Genomic DNA, 22,196 nt, shown 5'->3' with positions numbered 1-22,196 from the left:
ACCTCCATCTTAATTATTATAGTTTGATTTCGATATTAACACCGCTTGGCAAGTCTAGCTTCATTAAAGCATCAACAGTTTTTGGTGTTGGATTCACAATGTCGATTAGACGTTTGTGTGTACGCATTTCGAATTGTTCGCGTGAATCTTTGTATTTGTGCGTCGCACGGATGATCGTGTACAAGCTGCGTTCAGTTGGTAATGGAATTGGACCAGATACGCCAGCTCCAGTTCTCTTTGCAGTTTCTACGATTTTATCCGCTGATTGATCTAAAATACGATGTTCATACGCTTTTAAACGGATACGAATTTTTTGTTTTGCCATTGTTTTCCCTCCTTCGCCTATTTTGAAAAGTAGACATAGCTCCACGAAAATTTTCCGTCACGCTCGTCCATGGCAAAGCGTCCGGGCGTGTCGCAACCTCTCGTTTCGTAGCCGGCAGAAAATTTCTTTGCTGCCAGTGTGACTTACGTATTTACGTAAACAGCACCTTTATGATTATATTACGGATAAACATTGATTGCAAGCTTTTTTTATGGAAAAACCGGGATTCTTTTGCATTTCTTTCAGAAAATTTTCTTTTGTTTTCGAAACACAAAAAAAGAAGCGTTGCCCGCTTCTTTTAAGCGCTTCTTCAATTCCTATTTATATAGAAGCAAACCTGCTATTGCGGCGCTTCCTCATTCATACGTCCTTGGGCGTGGGTATAGGCACCATGCCACACATGGCCCACATAGGGATTGATGACCACGCCTTCTTTGATTGCTGCTGTGACAAAGGCTTTTGCTAAGCGAATACTTTCCACGACGGGTTTGCCTTTTGCAAGACCAGCAGCGATCGCTGCTGAAAAGGTGCAGCCTGCTCCGTGATTAAAATCGGTAGCGATTTTGTCACTTTCCAACAGGAGGAAGGATTCTCCATCATAAACAAGGTCGATGGCTTTTGCTCCTGGCAAGCGATGACCGCCTTTGATCACGACGTATTTAGCACCTAATTGATGGATTTTTTCAGCAGCTTGCTTCATGGCTTCCACACTCGTCAAATCACCCAAACCTGAAAGAATCCCCGCTTCTACTAAATTAGGGGTGACAACATCTGCTAAAGGCAACAAATGCGTGATGATGGCATCGACACTTTTTGGCTGTAAGATTTCTGCGGTCCCTTTGCAAGCAATGACGGGATCGATCACCACATTTTTGACTTGCTGTTGTTGAATCATCTTCGCTGCTTGCACAATATTGTCTTCATTGCCTAACATCCCCGTTTTAAGGGCATCCATCGGATCACCTGCAAAGGCGGAGATCAATTGCTTTTCAACAAGCGCTGGTTCCATTGCTGTTACTTCATGGCTCCAACCCGCTTGTGGATCCATCGTGACGATCGAAGCAATCGTGGCAAAACCAAAGACACCATACTCCTGAAACGTTTTTAAATCTGCTTCGATACCGGCACCTCCGGTTGAATCAGACCCGGCAATTGATATTACTTTTTCCATCTTCCTCATCTCCTTGTGCTTTTTGCTAAGTATAGTCAATCTTCCCCTTGACGAAAAGAGCCATTTGGCTTATTTTTAAACCATCCAATTGAAAAAGGTGGTGCAGGATGGCTTCATCAAGTATCGACAAACAAAAGAAACAACCGATTTACCAGCAGATCGTGACCCATTTTATCGAAGAGATCCAAGCGGGAACCTATGGGCCTGGGGATCGTTTACCACCAGAGCGCAGCCTTGCTCAGACTTTTGACGTCAACCGTTCCACCGTCGTCAAAGCGTTAGATGAATTGAAAAGCTTAGGATGGATCGAACGAAAACAAGGCAGCGGCTCTCGCGTATTGGAAGGTCGTTGGGGGAACCGACAAACACCGCTTTCTTATTTGCGCTCGTCTTTAAGCAGCCCTTACTTGCAGCAAGACCCTTACGTTCAACAGATTCAGCACTTGCGCACCGAGAAGGATGTGCTGGATCTGTACACAGGTGATCTACCTACCGATCTGATTCCCGACTTCACGTTTCCCGCCTTTACATGGGAAGAGATCCGCAAAGAAAGCACCAAAGTATTACCGACTGGTTATGAGCCTTTGCAAGAAATCTTATTGCAGCACCTTGCTGATTCCTTCAATTTGCCCATCAGCGGTCAAAAACTAGTAATTACTGCCGGTTCGACGCAAGGAATCACCTTGCTGATGCAAGTCTTATTGCATGCGGGGGATTGTATTGCGACAGAGGACCCTTCTTTCTTGTTCTCTCTCCCCTTGTTTTCCACGATGAATGTCCAGCTGATTGGGATCAAGCAGGATAGTGAAGGGATGCGGCCTGCGGCATTGGAAAAAGTGTTGAAGGAAAAGAAGATCAAATTCGTCTATCTGAATCCCACCTTCCAAAACCCAACTGGCCACACCATGAGCGAGCATCGGCGCCAAGCGATCATCCGCCTTTGCCAGACCTACCAAGTACCGATCATAGAAGACGATGTTTTTAGCGAGTTGGCTTTTGATGAAGTACCGCCCAAGCTAAAATCCATGGCTCCCGAAACCGTCATTTATTTAGGCTCGCTTTCAAAATTACTTGGGTCATCAATCAAAATCGGCTGGCTTTTGGTGCCAGAAGCGTTAGCCGACCAATTTGCCCAAGCGAAAAAACGGATGGCGATCGATACCACGATTTTCCCGCAAGTCCTTGCCAACATCGCCTTACGCTCCTCTGATTACCACCAGCAGCAGCGGACACTGCTTACAGAAATGGCCCAGCGCCAGCAAGACCTACTCCAACTCTTGCAGGCATTTCAGGAGGACTGGCAATGGCAGCCGACGAAAGGCGGTCTTTACCTGTGGTTGACTTGGCGTCACCGCACATTGACTCGCAAAGATTGGTCGCTCTTTTTGGCGAACGATTGCTTAGTAGCACCTGCGTTTCTTTTCAGTAACGATACGAATGGCTTGCGTTTGAACTATACCCGCTTAGCCAAAGATGATTTACCACGATTTCAAGAACGATTCACAAAAATCACCCAACAGTTAAAGGAGCAAACCTATGAACGAAACCATTGAGCTTTTGCACAATCATCGCACTTACCGACAATTTGACCCTGACTACCGCTTGAGCCAAGAACAAGTAACCGCGATTTTGACTGCCGCTCGTCAAGCACCAAGCTGGATGAATGGGCAAGCCTATTCGATCCTGGTGATCGACGACCCGCAGATCCGCCAACAAATGGTCGAATGGAATCCCGGCAATCCTCATATCGCAGCAAGTTCGCTCTTTCTGCTGTTTCTCGCAGATTTAAACCGAACCAAAAAAGTTGCTGAGAAAAAACAGACCCCCTATCCAATCGATGAGGGCTATCAGCCATTATTGATCGCCACCACTGATGCCAGCATTGCTTTACAATCTGGTGCGATCGCTGCTGAATCGCTGGGCTTAGGTACCGTCATTTCCGGCAGTGTCCGCAAAGACAGCGCCAAAATCGCTGAATTGTTGCACTTACCGGAATATGTCTACCCTGTGGCTGGCTTGAGCATCGGTAAACCAATCGTAGAAATGAAGGTCAAGCCTCGCTTGCCAGAAGAAGCGGTCATTCATTACAACCATTATCACGACTATTCTTATGAGGCGATCGAAGCCTACGATCAAACAATGACTGATTTTGGAGAAGCTCGCGAGACCAAACCATGGTCAGAAAAATTTGCTGGGTTTTACAGCAATCGCCCTGACCAAGGATTTGACGCCTTCTTGAAGAAGCAAAAACTAATAAAATAAAAAGCACCGCTCTCTTTAGCTTCGATGAACCGCAGTGGATTCGTCAACGCTAGAGATGGCGGCTCTTTTTTGGTTCTACGAGTCAAAAAAAAAGAGCAAAAGCGCGTACGCTTTTGCTCTTCGATCAATCAAATTAAGCTTGGATTGAAGTTACAACGCCTGAACCAACAGTACGTCCGCCTTCACGAATTGAGAAACGAGTTCCGTCTTCGATAGCGATTGGGTGGATCAATTCAACGTCGATTGTTACGTTATCACCAGGCATAACCATTTCAGTTCCTTCTGGTAATTCAACAACACCAGTTACGTCAGTTGTACGGAAGTAGAACTGAGGACGGTAGTTAGTGAAGAATGGAGTGTGACGTCCACCTTCTTCTTTTGTTAAAACGTAAACTTCAGCTTTAAATTTTGTATGAGGTGTGATTGTACCAGCTTTAGCTAATACTTGTCCACGTTGGATGTCTTCACGAGCAACCCCACGTAGCAATGCACCAATGTTATCCCCTGCTTCAGCATAGTCTAACAATTTACGGAACATTTCAACACCAGTTACAGTTGTTTTAGCAGTTTCTTCAGCAATACCAACGATTTCAACTTCGTCACCAACGCGAACTTGTCCACGTTCAACACGGCCTGTAGCAACAGTACCACGTCCAGTGATTGAGAATACGTCTTCGACTGGCATCATGAATGGTTTGTCAGTGTCACGTTCTGGAGTTGGAACGTATTCGTCAACTGCAGCCATTAATTCCATGATTTTTTCTTCGTATGAAGCATCGCCTTCAAGAGCTTTCAAAGCAGAACCAGCGATTACAGGAACATCGTCGCCTGGGAAGTCATATTCTGACAATAAGTCACGAACTTCCATTTCAACTAATTCTAGTAATTCTTCGTCATCAACCATATCCATTTTGTTTAAGAAAACAACGATGTATGGTACACCAACGTTACGTGATAACAAGATGTGTTCACGTGTTTGAGGCATAGGACCATCAGCAGCAGATACTACTAAGATCGCGCCGTCCATTTGAGCAGCACCAGTGATCATGTTTTTAACGTAGTCCGCGTGTCCTGGGCAGTCAACGTGAGCATAGTGACGTGCTTCAGTTTCGTACTCAACGTGAGCAGTTGAGATAGTGATTCCGCGTTCGCGTTCTTCTGGAGCGCCATCGATTTGGTCGTAAGCTGAAGCTTGAGCCAAACCTTTTTTAGATAATACAGTTGTGATAGCAGCTGTAAGTGTAGTTTTACCATGGTCAACGTGTCCGATCGTACCAATGTTTACGTGGGGTTTAGAACGGTCAAATTTTTCTTTTGCCATTTTAAAATGTTCCTCCTAAAAATGCAGTTTATTTTTTATATTTGATAGGTAGGGAGCCGCAGCTCCCCATCCCTTATCATCGATAATATTGTACACGAAACTCAGAAAAAAATATAGCTTTTTACTTAATTTCCTATACTTCCATCAATTATTCAGCTTTGCCGCCGTTTTTCTTGATGATTTCTTCTTGAACAGATTTAGGTACATCTTCATAGTGATCAAATGTCATCATGAACGTACCGCGACCTTGTGTTGATGAACGAAGTGTTGTTGCGTAACCGAACATTTCAGCTAATGGCACGATTGCGTTCACGATTTGTGAGTTACCGTGTGCTTCCATTCCTTCTACGCGTCCACGACGAGCAGTTACGTGACCCATAACATCACCTAAGTAATCTTCTGGTACAGTGATAACTACTTTCATCATTGGTTCAAGAATTACTGGGTTTGCTTTCTTCGCTGCAGCACGTAAAGCCATAGAAGCTGCAACACGGAAGGCAGTTTCACTTGAATCGACATCATGGTATGAACCATCATAAAGTTTTGCTTTGATGTCTACTAATGGGTAACCGGCTAAGACACCGTTCGCCATTGAGTCTTCAAGTCCTTTTTCAACTGCTGGGATGTATTCACGAGGAACCACACCACCGACAATCGCGTTTTCGAATTCGAAGCCTTTACCTTCTTCGTTTGGTGTAAATTCGACCCATACGTGACCGTATTGACCTTTACCACCAGACTGACGTACAAATTTACCTTCCGCTTGTGTTGCTGCACGGAATGTTTCACGATAAGAAACTTGAGGCGCACCTACGTTTGCTTCAACTTTAAATTCGCGACGCATACGGTCAACTAAGACGTCCAAGTGAAGTTCTCCCATACCAGCGATAACAGTTTCGCCTGTTTCAGCGTTTGTTTCCACACGGAATGATGGATCTTCTTCAGCAAGTTTTTGTAAAGCAACCCCCATTTTATCTTGGTCAGCTTTTGATTTAGGCTCAACAGCGACTTCGATAACTGGTTCTGGGAATTCGATTGATTCAAGGATTACTGGTGATTTTTCATCACATAGTGTATCCCCAGTTGTTGTGTCTTTCAAACCAACAGCAGCGGCGATATCGCCTGAGTATACTGTTTGGATTTCAGCACGTGTGTTGGCGTGCATTTGTAGGATACGACCGATACGTTCGCGTTTGCCTTTTGAAGCATTCAATACGTATGATCCAGAGTTCAAGATACCTGAATACACACGGAAGAATGTCAAACGACCTACGAATGGGTCAGTCATTACTTTAAACGCTAATGAAGCAAATGGTGCTTCATCGTCAGCCGGACGATCAGTTTCTTCGTCTGTTTTAGGATTGATCCCTTTAATCGCAGGAACATCAAGTGGTGAAGGCAAGTAGTCGATGACTGCATCCAACATCAATTGAACCCCTTTGTTTTTAAAGGCAGATCCACAAAGAACAGGGAAAAAGTCAACAGTCAATGTTGCTTGACGAATACCAGCTTTCAATTCTTCTTCAGTGATTTCTTCACCTTCCAAGAATTTCATCATTAGTTCTTCATCAGTATCAGCAACAGCTTCGATTAATTTTTCGCGCCATTCTTCAGCTAATTCTACATATTCTTCAGGAATTTCAGTCTCTTGGATTTCAGTTCCTAAGTCATTTGTGTAGATTTCAGCTTTCATTTTTACTAAGTCGATAATACCAGTAAAGTCATCTTCCGCACCAATTGGTAATTGGATTGGGTGAGCATTTGCTTGTAAACGATCATGTAAAGTTGATACAGAGTATAAGAAGTCTGCACCAATTTTGTCCATTTTGTTACAGAATACAACACGTGGTACGCGGTAATCTGTCGCTTGACGCCAAACTGTTTCTGTTTGAGGTTCTACACCTGATTGTGAGTCCAACACAGTTACAGCACCATCAAGTACACGCAATGAACGTTGCACTTCGATTGTGAAGTCCACGTGTCCTGGTGTGTCGATGATATTTACGCGGTTTTCTTTCCATTGCGCAGTTGTCGCAGCAGAAGTGATTGTGATCCCACGTTCTTGTTCTTGTTCCATCCAGTCCATTTGAGAAGCACCTTCATGTGTTTCACCAATTTTATGGATTTTACCTGTGTAATAAAGGATACGTTCAGTTGTCGTTGTTTTACCAGCGTCAACGTGGGCCATGATCCCGATATTACGAGTTTTTTCTAGCGAAAATTCTCTTGCCATTCTAGGTTGTTCCCCTCTCATTCTTACTTAACTTAAGCTAAGGTTGTCTCAGTACCTTCCAATAAAAAGCAGTGAGGATCTTACCAACGATAGTGAGCAAATGCGCGGTTGGCTTCCGCCATTTTGTGTGTGTCTTCGCGTTTTTTCACAGAAGCACCAGTGTTGTTTGCTGCATCCATGATTTCTTTTGCAAGACGTTCTTCCATTGTGTGTTCGCCACGCAAACGAGCGTAGTTTACCACCCAACGAAGACCTAGAGTTGTACGACGTTCAGGACGTACTTCTACTGGTACTTGGTAGTTAGAACCACCGACACGGCGAGCTTTAACTTCCAATACAGGCATAATGTTTTTCATTGCTTGTTCGAAAACTTCCAATGGATCATTTCCTGTAGATTCTTTGATAATGCCAAAAGCATTGTAGATAATATTTGCAGCAACACCGCGTTTACCATCAACCATTACACGGTTGATCAAACGAGTTACTAATTTTGAGTTATAAATAGGATCTGGTAAAACATCACGTTTTGCAACAGGACCTTTACGAGGCATCCGTAACTCCTCCTTCCGAGATATCAGTTCTGATTTAAATAAGATTCATTTGATCTGTTTGTCTTAAAGATTAAGCTTTAGGACGTTTTGTACCATATTTAGAACGAGATTGTTTACGATCGTTAACACCGGCAGTATCCAATGCACCACGAACGATATGGTAACGTACCCCTGGTAAGTCTTTTACACGTCCACCACGTAACAAGACCACGCTGTGTTCTTGTAAGTTGTGTCCGATACCTGGAATATAAGCTGTCACTTCAATCAAGTTTGACAAACGAACACGCGCATATTTACGTAGAGCTGAGTTCGGTTTTTTCGGTGTCATAGTTCCCACACGAGTAGCTACCCCACGCTTTTGAGGTGAGTTAACATTCGTTTGAGCTTTCTTGAAACTGTTATATCCTTTGTTCAATGCTGGTGAATTTGATTTTTCAACCTTGGATTTACGAGGTTTACGTACTAATTGATTAATTGTAGGCATCCCTAGTTGTCCTCCTTCCTTGATTCGCTTTATAGTCCCACACATCCAGGTGGTTCTTTTTTTGCGATAAAAAATAATGCATTCTCTGCATTCATATCAACTATGCTTTGATAGACAGTCAGCACGTCTCCAACGAGAGACCTGTAGATAAAGCACCTTTGATAGAATATCATGCTTATTCTTACCTGTCAAGTATCCTCCCAAGCTTTTTTCAAAAGAAATCTGTTACGAAAAAATCCGCAAATTTTGCGCTTCTTCCTATATAATAGAGACAAAGCATTTATTTAAAAAAGGCGGGAAGAAAATGAACCTAAAAGAAATGGTCGGCATTGAAGCGGCTAGTTATGTAAAAGATGGCATGGTCGTTGGCTTGGGCACTGGCTCAACAGCCTACTACATGATTGAAGAACTGGGTCGACGTGTAAAAGAAGAAGGTCTATCGATCACTGGTGTCCCAACTTCTTGGGCATCGAAAAAACAAGCAGAAGGATTAGGTATCCCGATTCGCACCATCGATGAAGTGGACGCTGTGGATCTAACGATCGACGGTGCAGATGAGATCAGCAAGGATTATCATGGCATCAAAGGCGGCGGTGCAGCCCTTTTATTCGAAAAAATCGTGGCGTCTAACTCCAAAAAAGTTTTGTGGATCGTTGATGAATCGAAAATGGTCGAAACACTTGGTGCCTTCCCGTTGCCAGTGGAAGTGATCCCTTATGGCAGCCAACAGCTGTTGCGTCTGTTCGAGAAGAAAAACTACCATCCAAAACTGCGTCTGAATGAAGAAGGCGAACCGTTAAAAACCGATTGCAGCAATTACATCATCGATCTTCATCTAGAAACGATCACCGCTCCTACTGAGTTGGCACAGGAATTAGATGCTACAGTGGGCGTGGTTGAACACGGTCTGTTTTTGGATATGGTTCATACGATCATTGTCGGATTGCCTGAAGGACCGAGTACCAAGCACGTTAGATAAAGGAAACAAAAAAGGAGAAGCAAAAATGCTTCTCTTTTTTTCGTTATTTTTCTTCAATCGACTTAATTTTTATTATTTTTTGTGCAAATTACCCTATCATTTAAGAAATAATTATGATACATTCAATAAAAAGGAAAAGGTAGGAGGGTTTATGAAAATCATAGGCTATGCTCGTTCAACGATCACCGACAACTCAACAAGTGAACAATTAAACAAGCTCGAAGAATTTGGGTGTCATGAATTTTTCCATGAGACATTTAGCGTGGAAGAAAGTGAAGAAAATCATTCATTGGAGTCAGTGGTGGCACAAATGCAGCCCGGCGACACCTTAGTCGTTACGGAACTGCATCGTTTAGGGAAAACGACCAGACAGCTGACCGATCTCACTGATCTATTAAAACAGCGAGAGCTTCATCTGGTTTCACTGGCAGAACAAATCGATACCCGCGGTCCGATGGGACAGGTTTACTTCAATTTAATGGAAGGACTTGCGATCATGGAACGCTCACTCATCAAAGAGCGCACGCTGGTCGGCTTAAATAAAGCCCGCAAAAAAGGCAAAATTGGCGGTCGTCCAAAAATCGATCCAAAAACGATTAAAAAAATCCGTCAATTGTACTACGAAAAAAAAGAAACGATTCAATATATTTCTGAAAAATGCGGTGTTTCTGTAGGTACATGCTATAAATACATAAAATTATCCGAAGAAGAATGGAACAAGTTACGTTCATAGTTGTCGACTCCCCCTAGAACAGCATGAAACAAAAGCGGTCCTCTTTTTAATGATCCCCTTTTGTTTTTCCTTAAGAATGGCGTTTTCCCCCAGCTTTTCCTCCAAAACCATGGAAATTCTTTGAGAAAGAGTGTACAATAAATACGGAATTGAAAATTTCAGAAAAATATCGAATATCTAAAGGAGAGTTTTACATGCCAAAATTAGTATTTTCTCGTCATGGACTAAGCGAATGGAACAAATTAAACCAGTTTACCGGTTGGGCTGATGTTGATCTAGCGCCAGAAGGTGTCGAAGAAGCAATCGAAGGCGGACGTAAAATCAAAGAAGCAGGCATCGAATTTGACGTTGCTTACACATCTGTTTTAACTCGTGCCATCAAAACTTGTAATTACATTTTAGAATATTCTGATCAACTTTGGGTACCAACGATCAAATCATGGCGCTTAAACGAACGTCATTACGGTAAATTACAAGGTTTAAATAAAAAAGAAACTGCTGAAAAATACGGTGACGAACAAGTACACATCTGGCGTCGTTCTTACGATGTTTTACCTCCATTGATGGAAGCTTCAGATGAAGGTTCTGCTGCAAACGACCGTCGTTATGCAATGCTTGACCCTCGCGACGTACCTGGTGGAGAAAACTTAAAAGTTACTTTAGAACGTGCATTGCCTTTCTGGCAAGATGAAATCGCCCCAGCATTAAAAGACGACAAAACTGTCTTAGTTGCGGCTCACGGAAACTCTCTACGTGCATTAGCAAAACATATCGAAGGTATTTCTGACGAAGATATCATGGATCTTGAGATCCCAACTGGTCAACCACTTGTTTATGAATTGAACGATGATTTGACTGTTGCGAAAAAATACTACTTATAAGCCTCGCTTATCGCTGCCCTTTTTAACCAAAGGGCAGTTTTTTTATTGGCATTTTCTCCCCCCTCTTTTATAATTGAGGGCATACTCGAAAGGAGCTTATTATGAAACTAGTCAAAAATGATACCGTTTTATTTTTAGGTGACAGCATCACAGATTGCGATCGTGATCGCCAAGACCCCCACGATTTAGGACATGGGTTTGCCCGTCTCGTTGCCGATCAGCTGGCAGAGAAATTCCCCACTGCGGGCTTTACCTTTTATAACCGCGGGATCGGCGGCAATAAAGCTGCCGATGTCTTAGCCCGTCTCCAAGAAGATTGCCTCCAATTAGCGCCTGACGTCTTGGTCTTTATGATTGGGATCAACGACATGTGGCACAATGCCGGTGGTCCCGATTTTGGTTCAGAAGCTGCGGCAACGTCCTTTGAGGCAACCTACCGTCAAATTCTGGAACAAGTGACCCAACAGGGGATCACGCGTATTTTCTTGCTGGAACCTTTTGTATTGCCATATCCTGAAGATCGCCAAACCTGGCGGATCGATCTTGATCCGAAAATCCAAATCGTTCGTCGCTTAGCTGCCGCCTTTCATTGTCAACTGCTGCCGCTGGATGGCTTGTTTGCCGAAGCATCCGTCGCTAGCTCCCCACAGGCACTGACAGGCGATGACGGTGTGCACCCTACTCCTGCAGGACACGCCTTGATTGCGAATCAGCTAATGGCCCGTTTGGCTTTTTCTTCTGAAGGGTAAATAAACAGACCGCTCCGCGACAACCAAGTCGCAGGAACGGTCTGTTTAATGATTAAAGATAGGTTGAAGGAGTCAAGGAATCTTGGTAGATTGCGATCACGTCTTCTTCTTGTAGCGGTACATACGCATTTGTTGCAATAGAGCTGAATTGAACTGCTTGAGCCGCCATTTCAGCAAAATGAGTGTCATCGGCGATTCCCACTTCTGGCAAAGTCATCGGAATATCGCAAGAAGCAAAAAAGTCATACAGTTTTTGAATCCCCATTCGGGCAGCTAATTCTGGCACTGCTTCTTGGACACCAAAGACTTCTCTGGCAAAACGCGCAAATTTCGGCGCCGTTTCTTCATTCAATACATGAAGCATCCAGCGTGGGGTCAGGATCGCTAAGCCGATGCCATGGGTAATGTCATAAAACGCACTCAACTCATGCTCCATCGCATGACAAGACCATGCACCACCCTTGCCGCTTCCAGTCAAACCATTTAAGGCTAAGGTGCTCGCCCACATCAAATTCGCCCGTGCGTCATAGTCCGAGGGATCCTTTAATGCGATGGGCAGATTTTTAATGACTGCTTTTAGCAATCCTTCTGCTACACCGTCTTGGACATCTGTTCCTTCTGTTTTACTGAAATAATTTTCAATCAGATGGCTCATGATATCCGCTGAACCGGCAGCCGTTTGATAACGACTGACACTAAAGGTCGTTGTTGGATCTAAAAAGGATACTTTCGGTAAAAATTCGGGTCCGTGAACGCCAAGTTTTTGTTTCGTTTCTAGATTAGAGATCACTGCGCCGCGATTCATTTCACTGCCGGTAGCCGCAAGGGTCAAGATCGTTGCTAATGGAATCGCTGGTCCTTGATAGCTTCTGGAAAGTACTAAGTCCCAAGGCTCTTGCTCACTGCAAGCCGCCCCAGCAATCACTTTGCTGCAATCAATTACAGAACCGCCGCCAACAGCTAAAATGACGTCGATCTTTTCTGAACGACAAAGAGCGGCTCCTTGACGAACGGTTTCGATTCGTGGATTTGGATCGACACCAGTCAATTCAGTGACTTGATTGCCGTTGGCAGTCAATTGCGCCATGACTGCATCGTACAAGCCGTTTTTCTTGATACTGCCGCCACCATAGACTAGCAAGACGTTTTTTCCAAATGTATTCAGTACTTCTGGCAATTCGTTCAGACGGTCTTTCCCAAAACGAATGTCCGTCGTTACATGAAACGTAAAATTATTCATTGTCTCGTCTCCTTTTTACACCTTTTCTTTTCATTAAACCATTTTCTGGCAAAAGTGCAACGCTTCTTCGTGGCTTTTTGCCAACAAAAAAAGATAACACATTCTCGGTTGCATGCAAACCAATACGATTTGGCTGCTTGCTCTCTCAAAAGCAAGCAGCCCTCGCATCGTTCATGCACCGATCCTGTGGTATCTTTTTTACGCAATCGCTGTTTCTAAGCCAACTTTGATCATGTCGTTAAACGTCGTTTGTCTTTCTTCTGGCGTTGTTTCTTCTCCAGTGATGATGTGGTCGCTGACAGTACAGATCGCTAAGGTTTGAACGTGGAATTTCGCCCCTAAATAGTATAAGGCTGCGGCTTCCATCTCAACACCCATCACTCCAAGGTCTGCCAACTGTAACGTTTCCGTCATGTCATCTTTGTAGAAGGTATCTTCAGATAAGATGTTGCCGACGTGGGTCGTAAATCCTGATTCAATCGCTGTATCATAGGCTTTACGCAGCAGTGCAAAGTCAGCGATTGGTGGGAAATGGAAACTTTGGAAGTTTTTTGCCACCATCGATGAACTTGTTGCTGCCGCTTGGGCAATCACAAGATCACGCACGTGGACATCTTTTGAGATGGCACCACACGTACCGACCCGAATCAATTTCTTCACGCCGTAAGAGTTGATCAATTCATGGGCATAGATGCTCGCTGAAGGCATGCCCATGCCGGTTCCTTGGACAGAGACCCGCTCGCCCTTATAAACGCCTGTATAGCCCAACATTCCCCGAACATTGTTGTAACAGATCGGGTCTTCTAAAAATGTTTCAGCAATATATTTTGCCCGCAGTGGATCACCTGGTAACAAGATTTTGTCTGCGATCTCGCCTGCTTTTGCTTCGATATGAACGCTCATTCGTTTTTCTCCTTTGGTCTGCTTTTTATAGTACTGCTAACGTTTCTTTGATCAACGCTTTAAATTCTGCCTTGACCCGTTCCGTCGTTTCCACGACTTCTTCGTGATTCAAGCTCGCTTGCATACCAGCAGCCAAGTTTGTGATGCAAGAAACACCTAAGACTTTCAAGCCACTGTGAACAGCAACGATCACTTCTGGGACAGTCGACATACCGACAGCATCGGCACCGATCGTCCGAGCAAAGCGGATCTCTGCTGGCGTTTCATACGTAGGACCTGAGAAGCCCATATAGACGCCTTCTTTTAAGTGCAATCCTTTTGATGCGCCAACTTTTTGTGCCGCTTCCCGATAAGGCAAATGGTAAGCTTGGCTCATATCTGGGAAACGTGGACCCATTTCTTCTTCGTTTTCACCAATCAGTGGGTTGTCCCCCATAAAGTTGATTTGATCGGTGATCAACATCAAGTCTCCAGGCTGGAAGCTTTCGTTCACACCGCCACAGGCATTGGTCACGACTAAGGAATGAGCTTTCAATGCCGCCATCACACGGACGGGGTAAGTGACCGTCTGCATCGAATGGCCTTCATAATAATGGAATCGTCCTTGCATCGCTAAGACTTTTTTCCCAGCTAATGTTCCATAGACCAATTGTCCAGCATGACCGACCACTGTCGAAACAGGAAAATGCGGGATATCGTTATAAGGCAACACGATTGGATTTTCGATCTCATCGGCTAGTTCACCTAAGCCAGATCCTAAAATCAACCCAAATTCCACTTCACCGACGCCGCTTCCTTTGATAAATGCCGTTGTTTCTTGTAATTTCTCATGTAACGTTGTCATTTCATCACCTCTAATTTAAATGTTTTAAAAAGCTTGTTCCGTTTTCTGTAGCTGAAACACCAAAGTTTTCAGCGATCGTTGCGGAAATATCCGCATAGTAGCCTTGTGGCAATTGGCCTTGGCCTTGAAATTTCTTGCTGTACGCTAGTAATGGCACATATTCTCTCGTGTGATCCGTTCCCGTAAAGGTTGGGTCATTGCCGTGGTCAGCTGTGATCAACAGCAGATCCTCGTCTCCCATTGCTTCTAAGAGTTCTGGAATACGCAAATCAAAATCTTCAATGGCGTGGGCATACCCTACGACATCGCGACGGTGACCATAAAGCGCATCGAAGTCGACTAAGTTCGTAAAGCTTAGACCCGTAAAGTCTTGTTTCATCACCTTCAATAATTGATCCACACCGTCCATATTGCTCTTCGTCCGTACAGAATCGGTGATTCCTTGCCCGTTGAAGATATCATTGATTTTCCCAACGGCGATCACGTCTTTTCCAGCTTCTTTCAATGAATCTAACACTGTATGGCCAAATGGATCGAGTGCGTAGTCATGACGATTGCTCGTACGAGTAAAGTTTCCAGGCTCACCGACATAAGGACGCGCGATGATGCGGCCGATCATATACGGCTCATCTTTCGTGATATCCCGAACGTACTGACAAATACGATACAATTCTTCTAATGGAATGATTTCCTCATGAGCGGCGATCTGCAACACTGGGTCAGCCGAAGTGTAAACGATCAGATCCCCGGTCTTCATTTGATGTTCGCCAAAGTCATCAATGACTGCTGTCCCAGAATACGGCGCATTGCAGACGATTTTGCGTCCAGAGAACGCTTCGATCTGTTGCAATAATTCATCGGGAAACCCATCTGGAAATACGCGGAAAGGCTTTTGGATATTCAAGCCCATGATCTCCCAGTGACCCGTCATCGTATCTTTCCCAACAGAAACTTCTTCCAATTTGGTTGCATACCCATCATGGTCAGCTACCGCCTTTACGCCTTCTAAAGGACGAATCGTCCCTAGGCCTAATTGTTCCAAGTGAGGGATCGTTAAGCCTGCTTCTTTTGCAATATGGCCTAATGTATCTGAACCGACATCACCAAAAGCTGCCGCATCAGGTGCTTCACCAATTCCGACTGAATCCATCACGATCAAGTGTACACGTTTAAACATTCTATTCCCTACTTTCTTTATTTTATGCTTTTACAAGCGGATCTACTACCTCTATCATACTAAACTTAAGCAAAAATTGCGCTGGGTTGCTTTGGAAATTTCCTGACGCTTTCCTTTCACCCAGAGGATAGAAAAAGGGCAGGACACAGCAACACATTCATGTCCCATAGCCCCACCCTTTCATACTGAAAAAATTATTTAGATTTAATGTAGTTCTTCCCGTTAGCTTTCGGACCAGCAGCTTTTCCAAGGAAAAGAACGAGCACGATGATCGTCAAGGCATAAGGCGCAGCTTGTAAGTAAACTGCTGGAATGGAAGAGATGATTGGCAGCTGGCCACCTACGATACTGATGTTTTGCGCGAAACCGAAGAAAATCGCTGCGCCCATCGCACCAAGTGGATTCCATTTACCAAAGATCATCGCAGCCATCGAGATAAACCCTTGACCGGCGATCGTTGTCACAGCAAAGCGACCCGCGATCGATTGAGCAAACAAGGCACCGCCCATCCCACCAAGGAATCCAGAGATCAAGACGCCTGAGTAACGCATCACGTAAACATTGATCCCTAAGGTATCAGCTGCTTGAGGATGCTCACCGACAGAACGAAGACGCAACCCAAAGCGTGTTTTGAAAATCACGAACCACGCGATCACTGAGATCAAAATAGCGAAGTACGCCGGTAAGAACGTTTGATTAAAGAAAATCGGGCCAATGATAGGAATATCTTTAAGAATCGGGAAATTGAAATACCCCAATGTCCGTTGGATGTTATCGGTTTGCCCTTTATTGTAGATCGCTTTAACTAAGAACACGGCCAAAGCTGGTGCCATCAAGTTCATCACCGTACCACTGATGATGTGGTCTGCACGGAAGTTGATGGTTGCCACCGCATGCAGCAAGGAGAAAACCACACCGACAAGTCCGCCGACGAGCATCCCTAACCACGGTGTCCACGCACCAAATTGTGACGCAAATTCAATATTGAAAACAATCGAGCTAAAAGCACCCATAACCATGATTCCTTCAAGACCCACGTTAACGATCCCGCTTCGCTCTGAGAACACGCCACCTAGCGCCGTCAAAATCAGAGGAGACGCATAAATCAATGTTTGAGTGACGATCGAAGAAATTAAACTAATATCCATTAGATGGTTCCTCCTTCCTGATCTTGATCGTTTGGTTGGGCTTCAATCTCCTGTACGACCAGCGCTTCTTTTTTGCCGTCAAAGATTTTTGCCAACAAGAAACGAATCACAAAACTGATCGCTACGAAGAAAATAATAATTGCGATATTAACATCAACTAATTCAGATGGAATACCTGCAAACTGCATGCCTTGTCCACCTAATTTCAAAATACTGAACAAGAGGGCTGAAAGCAAGATTCCGATCGATGAGCCGCTTCCTAACAAGGATACAGCCATACCGTCAAACCCGATGCTTAATGATGACCCTTGAACGAAGAAGTTTTCAAACGTTCCTAGTCCTTGAACAACTCCACCTAATCCGGCAAGTGTCCCAGAGATGATCATGGAGATAATGATCGTCCGTTTGCTGCTCATCCCAGCATATTCAGAAGCGCTTGGGTTCAAGCCCACCGCGCGGATCTCATAACCAAGAGTGGTTTTTTTCATCAAGAACCAAACCAAAACTAAGAAGATCAAGGCTAAGAAGATCCCTAAGTTCAAGCGAGAGTTGCTCGTGATGCTTGCTAGAAACGGCGTCTGCATGGAGGCATTTTCCCCCACCATTTTCGTGACCCCTTTTGTCGTGATCATGGATTCACTCATCACATTATTGACTAAATGGTTCCCCGTATAAAGCAAGATATAGTTCATCATGATCGTCACGATGACTTCACTTGTTCCAAAGAATGCCCGTAGGAAACCAGGAATCGCAGCTGCGATCGCCCCGCATAAAGCCCCTACGATCACGGCTAATGGCAAGACCACCAACCGAGGCGCATCCGGCATCGCCAGTGCGACCCAGATACTGGCAACCCAACCTGCTAGCGCTTGACCAGAAAGACCGATATTGAAGAATCCTGCTGAGTTTGCAACGGCAAATCCCAGAGCAGTAAAGATCAAGGGTCCTGCTGTAACAAAAATCTCACCAATGTTGCGGGCATTTAACCCACCTGTTTGTCCGTTGATAAAAACGGTCCGGAACATTTGTGTATACCCTGTGATCGGGCTGTAGCCGAAGGCCGCCATGATGATTCCGCCAAGGACGAATCCCAACAAGACAGCGATGATCGGCACTAATATATTGCGGATCTTTTCTTTGCGGTTATTCAACCGAACCACCTACTTCCTCCATTTGCAGCTCTCGTCTTGCTTCCTCCAAGGAGTACCCTGCCATCAACAAGCCAAGCTCTTTCTCTGATGTTTCTTTCGGATCAACGACCCCAACGATCTCACCAGCATGAATAACAGCAATGCGGTCTGATACATTCAAAATTTCATCTAATTCAAAGCTGACTAATAAAACAGCTTTGAACTTATCCCGTTGTTCAATCAAGCGTTTGTGGATAAATTCGATCGCTCCGACATCCAACCCACGGGTCGGATTGGCAACGATCAATAGATCAGGATCGCGGCTGATTTCTCGTGCGATAATCGCTTTTTGTTGATTCCCGCCGGACAATGCCCGTGCCGGTACGATCTCATTGACTGTTCGTACGTCAAATTCTTGAATCAAGTCACGAGCAAACTCGTTGATTTCTCCATAATCTAAGACACCTGCATTACTCAAAGGTTTTTTGTAGTAGGTTTGTAAGGCGATGTTTTCTGATAACATCATATCCAAGACAAGCCCGTATTTATGGCGGTCTTCTGGCACATGACCAACGCCGGCTTCGGTGACTTTCCGAGGCTTGAAGTTGGTGATGTCATCGCCATTCAGCAAGACCTTGCCACTTTCGACTTTCCGTAAACCAGTGATGGCTTGTAACAGCTCTGATTGCCCATTGCCATCGATCCCAGCAATCCCCAATACTTCACCTGCACGTACTTCTAAGCTTAAGTTTTTGACTGCTTCTAAGCCACGGTTTTCTTTTACGACTAAGTTTTCAACAGAAAGCACGACTTCTTTTGGTGACGCTTCTTTCTTCGGTGTCTTGAAGGACACAGAACGACCAACCATCATATCGGCCAACTGTTGCGAGCTGACGTCTTTGACATTGACAGTGCCGATCCCTTGTCCCCGACGGATAACTGTACAACGGTCTGCCACCGCTTTGATCTCATCCAGTTTGTGGGTGATCAAGATAATCGATTTGCCTTCACGCACCAATCCGCGCATGATTTCGATCAGCTCTTCGATTTCTTGCGGTGTCAAAACTGCCGTTGGTTCATCAAAAATCAGTACATCTGCGCCGCGGTAAAGAGTCTTCAAGATCTCTACCCGTTGTTCCATCCCGACAGAGATGTCACGCACATAAGCATCTGGATCAACCGATAAACCATATTGTTCAGAAACTTTTTTGATTTCTTTGCGGGCTTTCTTGCGATCTAACACACCGAGATGATGGGGTTCGCTCCCCAAAATGATATTTTCTGTTACAGTAAAGGCGTCTACCAGCATGAAATGCTGATGCACCATACCGATCCCCAATTTGTTTGCTGCGGTCGGACTCGTGATATTCACTTTTTCACCATTCATCCAGATTTCACCAGATGTTGGTTCCAATAATCCTGACAGCATATTCATCAAGGTCGACTTGCCCGCTCCATTTTCACCAAGCAATGCGTGGATTTCTCCCGGCCTTACTTGCAAGTTGACATCGTCATTGGCTTTGAACGTTCCAAACTCTTTGGTGATATGACGCATTTCTACAACATATTTTTCCTCAGCCAAATTACTCACATCCTTACTTTCTAATTCGCTTATACAAACCATTCGTCATGTCAAAAAAATAATTGCTATTGCTTAGGATGATTACTATCCTCATGAAAACCCGTAGCTTTCATCAACATAGTAATCCAACAACGATCATCTTGCCCTAAGCTAGGGCAAGATAACCGAAAAGCATAACTTTATTTTTCAGGTGTTTCTGGTACTTCTACTTTGCCGTCGATCACGTCTTGTTTCGCTGTTTCGATCGCTGCTTTGGCATCATCTGAAAGGAAACCTTCAGTAATGTCTACACCGCCATCTTTCAAGCCGTAAACAATGTGTTCGCCGCCAGGGAAGTTATCTTCTAACGCACGAGTTGAGATATCTTGTACCGCTGCGCCAACACCTTTCAATGTTGAAGCCAATGTGAAGTTATCTTCTTTGCCGTCAGCAGTTGTAAAATTACCTTCGTCTTGTTGATCGCTATCTACACCGATGACCCAAACTTTTTTGTCTTCTAGGTCTGCTTCGTTCAATTGTTCGTTGATTGCTTTTGCTTCTTGGAAGACACCTGCACCAGTACCGCCAGATGCGTGGAAGATTACGTCAATGCCGCTTTGGTACATTGAAGCTGCCAAAGCTTTCCCTTTGGCAGGATCACCAAATGATGCTGCATATTGAGGATCAACTGTGATTTCTTTGCCTAATTTTTCAGCTGCGTCTTGAACACCTTTCATGAAACCAGCTTCGAAACGGTCGATAACGACGCCTTCTTCACCACCGATGAAGCCGACTTTGTTTGTTTTGGTTGTATACGCTGCGGCAAAACCAGCTAGGTAAGCTGCTTCGTTGTCTTTAAATGTTGCTGAAACAACGTTGTCTTTGCCTTCGATCACATCATCGATGATCCCGAATTGTGTATCAGGGTTTTGATCAGCTGCTGCTGCGATTGAATCTTTCAATAAGTAACCCACACCGAAAACTGTTTTGAAACCATTTTGAACGGCACCATTTACGTTTGTTGTGTATTCTGATGCTTCATTTGATTGCACGTAGTCATAACCACCAGCACCGCGAGCGATCCCGTGTTCCTCACCCCATGCTTCTAAGCCTTCCCACGCGGATTGGTTGAATGAACGGTCATCCACCCCACCGATATCGGTAACGATTGCGACACTATGCGCTGCATCAGTCGTACCGTCTGCAGAACCGCCGCCAGTTGAATCAGTTGAACCTGAATTTCCTCCGCCACAAGCACCAAGTAAAGTCAACCCAGCTACTGCAACAATACCTAAACTAAATAATTTTGCTTTTTTCATTGCTGTAAAGCCCCCTAAAAATATAGTTTTTTTCAACAGCCGCATCGACTGAATGAACATGGTTTATAAATCTTTGTTCGTGAAGTAATAAGGCAATAGGCCTTCTACCGTGGTTTCTTTGATGACACCATCATCGCCGACTAAGGTCACCGGCATATCTGGCGCACAAAATTCCACCATGACCTGGCGGCAAGCACCGCAAGGAGAGATCGGTTCTGGCGTATGACCCGCCACAACCAAATGTTGAAACTCTTTTTCGCCTTCAGAAACGGCTTTGAAAAAAGCCGTTCGTTCTGCGCAATTTGTTAAGCCATATGAGGCATTTTCAATGTTGATCCCTTGATATATCGTCCCATTTTTGGCAACGAGACAAGCACCGACCGGAAACTTAGAGTACGGCACATACGCTTTATCTAAGGCGGAAACGGCGGTGTCGATCCACTCTTTTTTCGCTATTGTCATTGTCTTCCCCGCTCTTGTTTTTAATTTTTGCCACTTTACTTAATGCTAGGCTTAATAGCCAGCACCTGTTGAGCCAGTCACGATGGCAACACTTGCGCTTGTTCCTAAGCGATTTGCCCCCGCTTCGACCATAGCTGCCGCTTCTGCTTCGTTGTGGATACCACCGGAAGCTTTGACACCCATTTCTGGTCCTACAGTTTCACGCATCAAGCGAACATCTTCAATGACTGCCCCACCAGTTGAAAAGCCAGTTGAGGTTTTCACGAAATCTGCACCGGCTGCTTTGGCTAATTCACAGGCTTTGACGATTTCTTCGTTGTCTAATAACGCTGTTTCAATGATTACTTTGACAAGCGCTTTGTCTTTGGCTGCTTCAACGACTGCTTCGATGTCTGCTTGAACTTTTTTGTATTGTTTTGATTTCAAGGCACCTACGTTGATTACCATATCGACTTCATCTGCGCCGTTTTTGATCGCATCTGTTGTTTCATAAGCTTTGACCTCAGATGTGTTTGCCCCTAAAGGAAAACCGATCACGGTACAAACAGCCGTTGGTTCGCCTTGTAATTTTTCTGCTGCTAATGAAACCCACGTTGGATTGATGCAGACAGAATAGAAGTGATAGGTTTTTGCCTCTTCGATGATTCGTAAAACATCTTCCTCCGTTGCGTCTGCTTTCAAAATCGTGTGGTCGATCATGCGATTCAATTCCATTTTTATTCG

22 protein-coding genes are annotated in these 22,196 nt (G+C 44.5%); 6 read left to right on the top strand and 16 right to left on the bottom strand.

Annotated elements, in window-relative coordinates:
* Positions 1 to 16: 16 nt before the first annotated feature.
* Positions 17 to 325, bottom strand: coding sequence for a 30S ribosomal protein S10 (rpsJ, locus tag A5882_RS06000; RefSeq protein ID WP_003127966.1), 309 nt, complete (start codon positions 323 to 325; stop codon positions 17 to 19).
* Between the two features lie 340 nt (positions 326 to 665).
* Entirely contained in the window at positions 666 to 1,496 is an 831-nt protein-coding gene (gene thiD, locus A5882_RS05995; protein WP_086372535.1) for a bifunctional hydroxymethylpyrimidine kinase/phosphomethylpyrimidine kinase, read from the bottom strand.
* Positions 1,497 to 1,603: 107 nt separating this feature from the next.
* Between thiD and A5882_RS05990 the strand changes: the two genes are divergently transcribed.
* Both A5882_RS05990 and A5882_RS05985 read left to right on the top strand, forming a co-directional pair.
* On the top strand, positions 1,604 to 3,049 hold the full coding sequence (locus A5882_RS05990; protein ID WP_016611501.1) for a PLP-dependent aminotransferase family protein: 1,446 nt from the start codon (positions 1,604 to 1,606) through the stop codon (positions 3,047 to 3,049).
* Positions 3,033 to 3,758, top strand: a complete 726-nt coding sequence (locus tag A5882_RS05985) for a nitroreductase family protein (RefSeq protein ID WP_086298989.1) — start codon at positions 3,033 to 3,035, stop codon at positions 3,756 to 3,758. Before A5882_RS05990 ends, A5882_RS05985 begins: the two co-directional genes overlap by 17 nt.
* Before the next feature lie 133 nt (positions 3,759 to 3,891).
* Here A5882_RS05985 and tuf read toward each other — a convergent pair whose 3' ends face one another.
* From tuf to rpsL, 4 genes are all read right to left on the bottom strand, one after another.
* Positions 3,892 to 5,079, bottom strand: coding sequence for an elongation factor Tu (gene tuf, locus A5882_RS05980; RefSeq protein WP_005226902.1), 1,188 nt, complete (start codon positions 5,077 to 5,079; stop codon positions 3,892 to 3,894).
* Positions 5,080 to 5,227: 148 nt separating this feature from the next.
* A complete protein-coding gene (gene fusA, locus A5882_RS05975; protein WP_005226900.1) occupies positions 5,228 to 7,312 on the bottom strand; it encodes an elongation factor G in 2,085 nt (694 codons plus the stop codon).
* An 80-nt stretch (positions 7,313 to 7,392) separates the two neighbouring features.
* Complete coding sequence (gene rpsG / locus A5882_RS05970; protein ID WP_003127957.1) at positions 7,393 to 7,863, bottom strand: 30S ribosomal protein S7; 471 nt, start codon at positions 7,861 to 7,863, stop codon at positions 7,393 to 7,395.
* 70 nt (positions 7,864 to 7,933) lie between these two features.
* Positions 7,934 to 8,347: a 30S ribosomal protein S12 gene (rpsL, locus tag A5882_RS05965; protein WP_003127956.1), complete on the bottom strand. Its 414-nt coding sequence runs from the start codon at positions 8,345 to 8,347 to the stop codon at positions 7,934 to 7,936.
* Between the two features lie 304 nt (positions 8,348 to 8,651).
* Here rpsL and rpiA point away from each other — a divergent pair, with 304 nt between their 5' ends.
* The 4 genes from rpiA to A5882_RS05945 all read left to right on the top strand — a co-directional run bounded on the left by rpiA (position 8,652) and on the right by A5882_RS05945 (position 11,689).
* On the top strand, positions 8,652 to 9,326 hold the full coding sequence (gene rpiA, locus A5882_RS05960; RefSeq protein ID WP_005226875.1) for a ribose-5-phosphate isomerase RpiA: 675 nt from the start codon (positions 8,652 to 8,654) through the stop codon (positions 9,324 to 9,326).
* 151 nt (positions 9,327 to 9,477) lie between these two features.
* Entirely contained in the window at positions 9,478 to 10,059 is a 582-nt protein-coding gene (locus A5882_RS05955; RefSeq protein ID WP_005226873.1) for a recombinase family protein, read from the top strand.
* A 194-nt stretch (positions 10,060 to 10,253) separates the two neighbouring features.
* Positions 10,254 to 10,940: a 2,3-diphosphoglycerate-dependent phosphoglycerate mutase gene (gene gpmA / locus A5882_RS05950; RefSeq protein ID WP_005226871.1), complete on the top strand. Its 687-nt coding sequence runs from the start codon at positions 10,254 to 10,256 to the stop codon at positions 10,938 to 10,940.
* A gap of 101 nt (positions 10,941 to 11,041) precedes the next feature.
* Positions 11,042 to 11,689, top strand: coding sequence for an SGNH/GDSL hydrolase family protein (locus A5882_RS05945; RefSeq protein ID WP_086372534.1), 648 nt, complete (start codon positions 11,042 to 11,044; stop codon positions 11,687 to 11,689).
* A 52-nt stretch (positions 11,690 to 11,741) separates the two neighbouring features.
* Here A5882_RS05945 and A5882_RS05940 read toward each other — a convergent pair whose 3' ends face one another.
* From A5882_RS05940 to deoC, 10 genes are all read right to left on the bottom strand, one after another.
* Positions 11,742 to 12,929: an iron-containing alcohol dehydrogenase gene (locus tag A5882_RS05940; RefSeq protein ID WP_086372533.1), complete on the bottom strand. Its 1,188-nt coding sequence runs from the start codon at positions 12,927 to 12,929 to the stop codon at positions 11,742 to 11,744.
* Between the two features lie 198 nt (positions 12,930 to 13,127).
* Complete coding sequence (gene deoD / locus A5882_RS05935) at positions 13,128 to 13,832, bottom strand: purine-nucleoside phosphorylase (protein ID WP_005226852.1); 705 nt, start codon at positions 13,830 to 13,832, stop codon at positions 13,128 to 13,130.
* Positions 13,833 to 13,857: 25 nt separating this feature from the next.
* A complete protein-coding gene (locus A5882_RS05930) occupies positions 13,858 to 14,676 on the bottom strand; it encodes a purine-nucleoside phosphorylase (RefSeq protein WP_008376402.1) in 819 nt (272 codons plus the stop codon).
* A gap of 10 nt (positions 14,677 to 14,686) precedes the next feature.
* Complete coding sequence (deoB, locus tag A5882_RS05925) at positions 14,687 to 15,853, bottom strand: phosphopentomutase (protein ID WP_008376404.1); 1,167 nt, start codon at positions 15,851 to 15,853, stop codon at positions 14,687 to 14,689.
* Positions 15,854 to 16,047: 194 nt separating this feature from the next.
* The gene (locus A5882_RS05920) at positions 16,048 to 17,001 is read right to left on the bottom strand and encodes an ABC transporter permease (protein ID WP_005232556.1); all 954 of its coding nucleotides are present in this window, start codon (positions 16,999 to 17,001) and stop codon (positions 16,048 to 16,050) included.
* Positions 17,001 to 18,152 (bottom strand): ABC transporter permease, encoded by a 1,152-nt coding sequence (locus tag A5882_RS05915; protein ID WP_005226844.1) that lies wholly within the window; start codon positions 18,150 to 18,152, stop codon positions 17,001 to 17,003. Before A5882_RS05915 ends, A5882_RS05920 begins: the two co-directional genes overlap by 1 nt.
* The gene (locus A5882_RS05910) at positions 18,145 to 19,713 is read right to left on the bottom strand and encodes an ABC transporter ATP-binding protein (protein ID WP_005226842.1); all 1,569 of its coding nucleotides are present in this window, start codon (positions 19,711 to 19,713) and stop codon (positions 18,145 to 18,147) included. The genes A5882_RS05915 and A5882_RS05910 overlap by 8 nt, the downstream gene beginning before the upstream one ends.
* Positions 19,714 to 19,892: 179 nt before the next feature.
* Positions 19,893 to 21,011: a BMP family protein gene (locus A5882_RS05905; protein WP_008376407.1), complete on the bottom strand. Its 1,119-nt coding sequence runs from the start codon at positions 21,009 to 21,011 to the stop codon at positions 19,893 to 19,895.
* A gap of 63 nt (positions 21,012 to 21,074) precedes the next feature.
* Positions 21,075 to 21,473: a cytidine deaminase gene (locus A5882_RS05900; RefSeq protein ID WP_005226837.1), complete on the bottom strand. Its 399-nt coding sequence runs from the start codon at positions 21,471 to 21,473 to the stop codon at positions 21,075 to 21,077.
* 51 nt (positions 21,474 to 21,524) lie between these two features.
* Positions 21,525 to 22,187 carry a deoxyribose-phosphate aldolase gene (gene deoC / locus A5882_RS05895; RefSeq protein ID WP_008376411.1) on the bottom strand — a complete coding sequence of 221 codons (663 nt, stop codon included), beginning with the start codon at positions 22,185 to 22,187 and terminating at the stop codon, positions 21,525 to 21,527.
* Between the last annotated feature and the right edge of the window lie 9 nt (positions 22,188 to 22,196).

This window comes from Enterococcus sp. 4E1_DIV0656 (assembly GCF_002140695.1).
Taxonomy (GTDB): domain Bacteria; phylum Bacillota; class Bacilli; order Lactobacillales; family Enterococcaceae; genus Enterococcus_D; species Enterococcus_D entomosocium.
This window is presented reverse-complemented; position numbering and strand designations above follow the sequence as displayed.

Bases quoted from the DNA above. Each gene is read 5' to 3' on its own strand.
- thiD (WP_086372535.1), bottom strand. From the start codon at position 1,496: ATGGAAAAAGTAATATCAATTGCCGGGTCTGATTCAACCGGAGGTGCC.
- rpsJ (WP_003127966.1), bottom strand. From the start codon at position 325: ATGGCAAAACAAAAAATTCGTATCCGTTTAAAAGCGTATGAACATCGT.
- tuf (WP_005226902.1), bottom strand. From the start codon at position 5,079: ATGGCAAAAGAAAAATTTGACCGTTCTAAACCCCACGTAAACATTGGT.
- rpsG (WP_003127957.1), bottom strand. From the start codon at position 7,863: ATGCCTCGTAAAGGTCCTGTTGCAAAACGTGATGTTTTACCAGATCCT.
- A5882_RS05985 (WP_086298989.1), top strand. From the start codon at position 3,033: ATGAACGAAACCATTGAGCTTTTGCACAATCATCGCACTTACCGACAA.
- deoB (WP_008376404.1), bottom strand. From the start codon at position 15,853: ATGTTTAAACGTGTACACTTGATCGTGATGGATTCAGTCGGAATTGGT.
- A5882_RS05930 (WP_008376402.1), bottom strand. From the start codon at position 14,676: ATGACAACGTTACATGAGAAATTACAAGAAACAACGGCATTTATCAAA.
- rpiA (WP_005226875.1), top strand. From the start codon at position 8,652: ATGAACCTAAAAGAAATGGTCGGCATTGAAGCGGCTAGTTATGTAAAA.
- rpsL (WP_003127956.1), bottom strand. From the start codon at position 8,347: ATGCCTACAATTAATCAATTAGTACGTAAACCTCGTAAATCCAAGGTT.
- deoC (WP_008376411.1), bottom strand. From the start codon at position 22,187: ATGGAATTGAATCGCATGATCGACCACACGATTTTGAAAGCAGACGCA.
- A5882_RS05905 (WP_008376407.1), bottom strand. From the start codon at position 21,011: ATGAAAAAAGCAAAATTATTTAGTTTAGGTATTGTTGCAGTAGCTGGG.
- A5882_RS05945 (WP_086372534.1), top strand. From the start codon at position 11,042: ATGAAACTAGTCAAAAATGATACCGTTTTATTTTTAGGTGACAGCATC.
- deoD (WP_005226852.1), bottom strand. From the start codon at position 13,832: ATGAGCGTTCATATCGAAGCAAAAGCAGGCGAGATCGCAGACAAAATC.
- gpmA (WP_005226871.1), top strand. From the start codon at position 10,254: ATGCCAAAATTAGTATTTTCTCGTCATGGACTAAGCGAATGGAACAAA.
- A5882_RS05900 (WP_005226837.1), bottom strand. From the start codon at position 21,473: ATGACAATAGCGAAAAAAGAGTGGATCGACACCGCCGTTTCCGCCTTA.
- A5882_RS05955 (WP_005226873.1), top strand. From the start codon at position 9,478: ATGAAAATCATAGGCTATGCTCGTTCAACGATCACCGACAACTCAACA.
- A5882_RS05920 (WP_005232556.1), bottom strand. From the start codon at position 17,001: ATGGATATTAGTTTAATTTCTTCGATCGTCACTCAAACATTGATTTAT.
- A5882_RS05940 (WP_086372533.1), bottom strand. From the start codon at position 12,929: ATGAATAATTTTACGTTTCATGTAACGACGGACATTCGTTTTGGGAAA.
- fusA (WP_005226900.1), bottom strand. From the start codon at position 7,312: ATGGCAAGAGAATTTTCGCTAGAAAAAACTCGTAATATCGGGATCATG.
- A5882_RS05990 (WP_016611501.1), top strand. From the start codon at position 1,604: ATGGCTTCATCAAGTATCGACAAACAAAAGAAACAACCGATTTACCAG.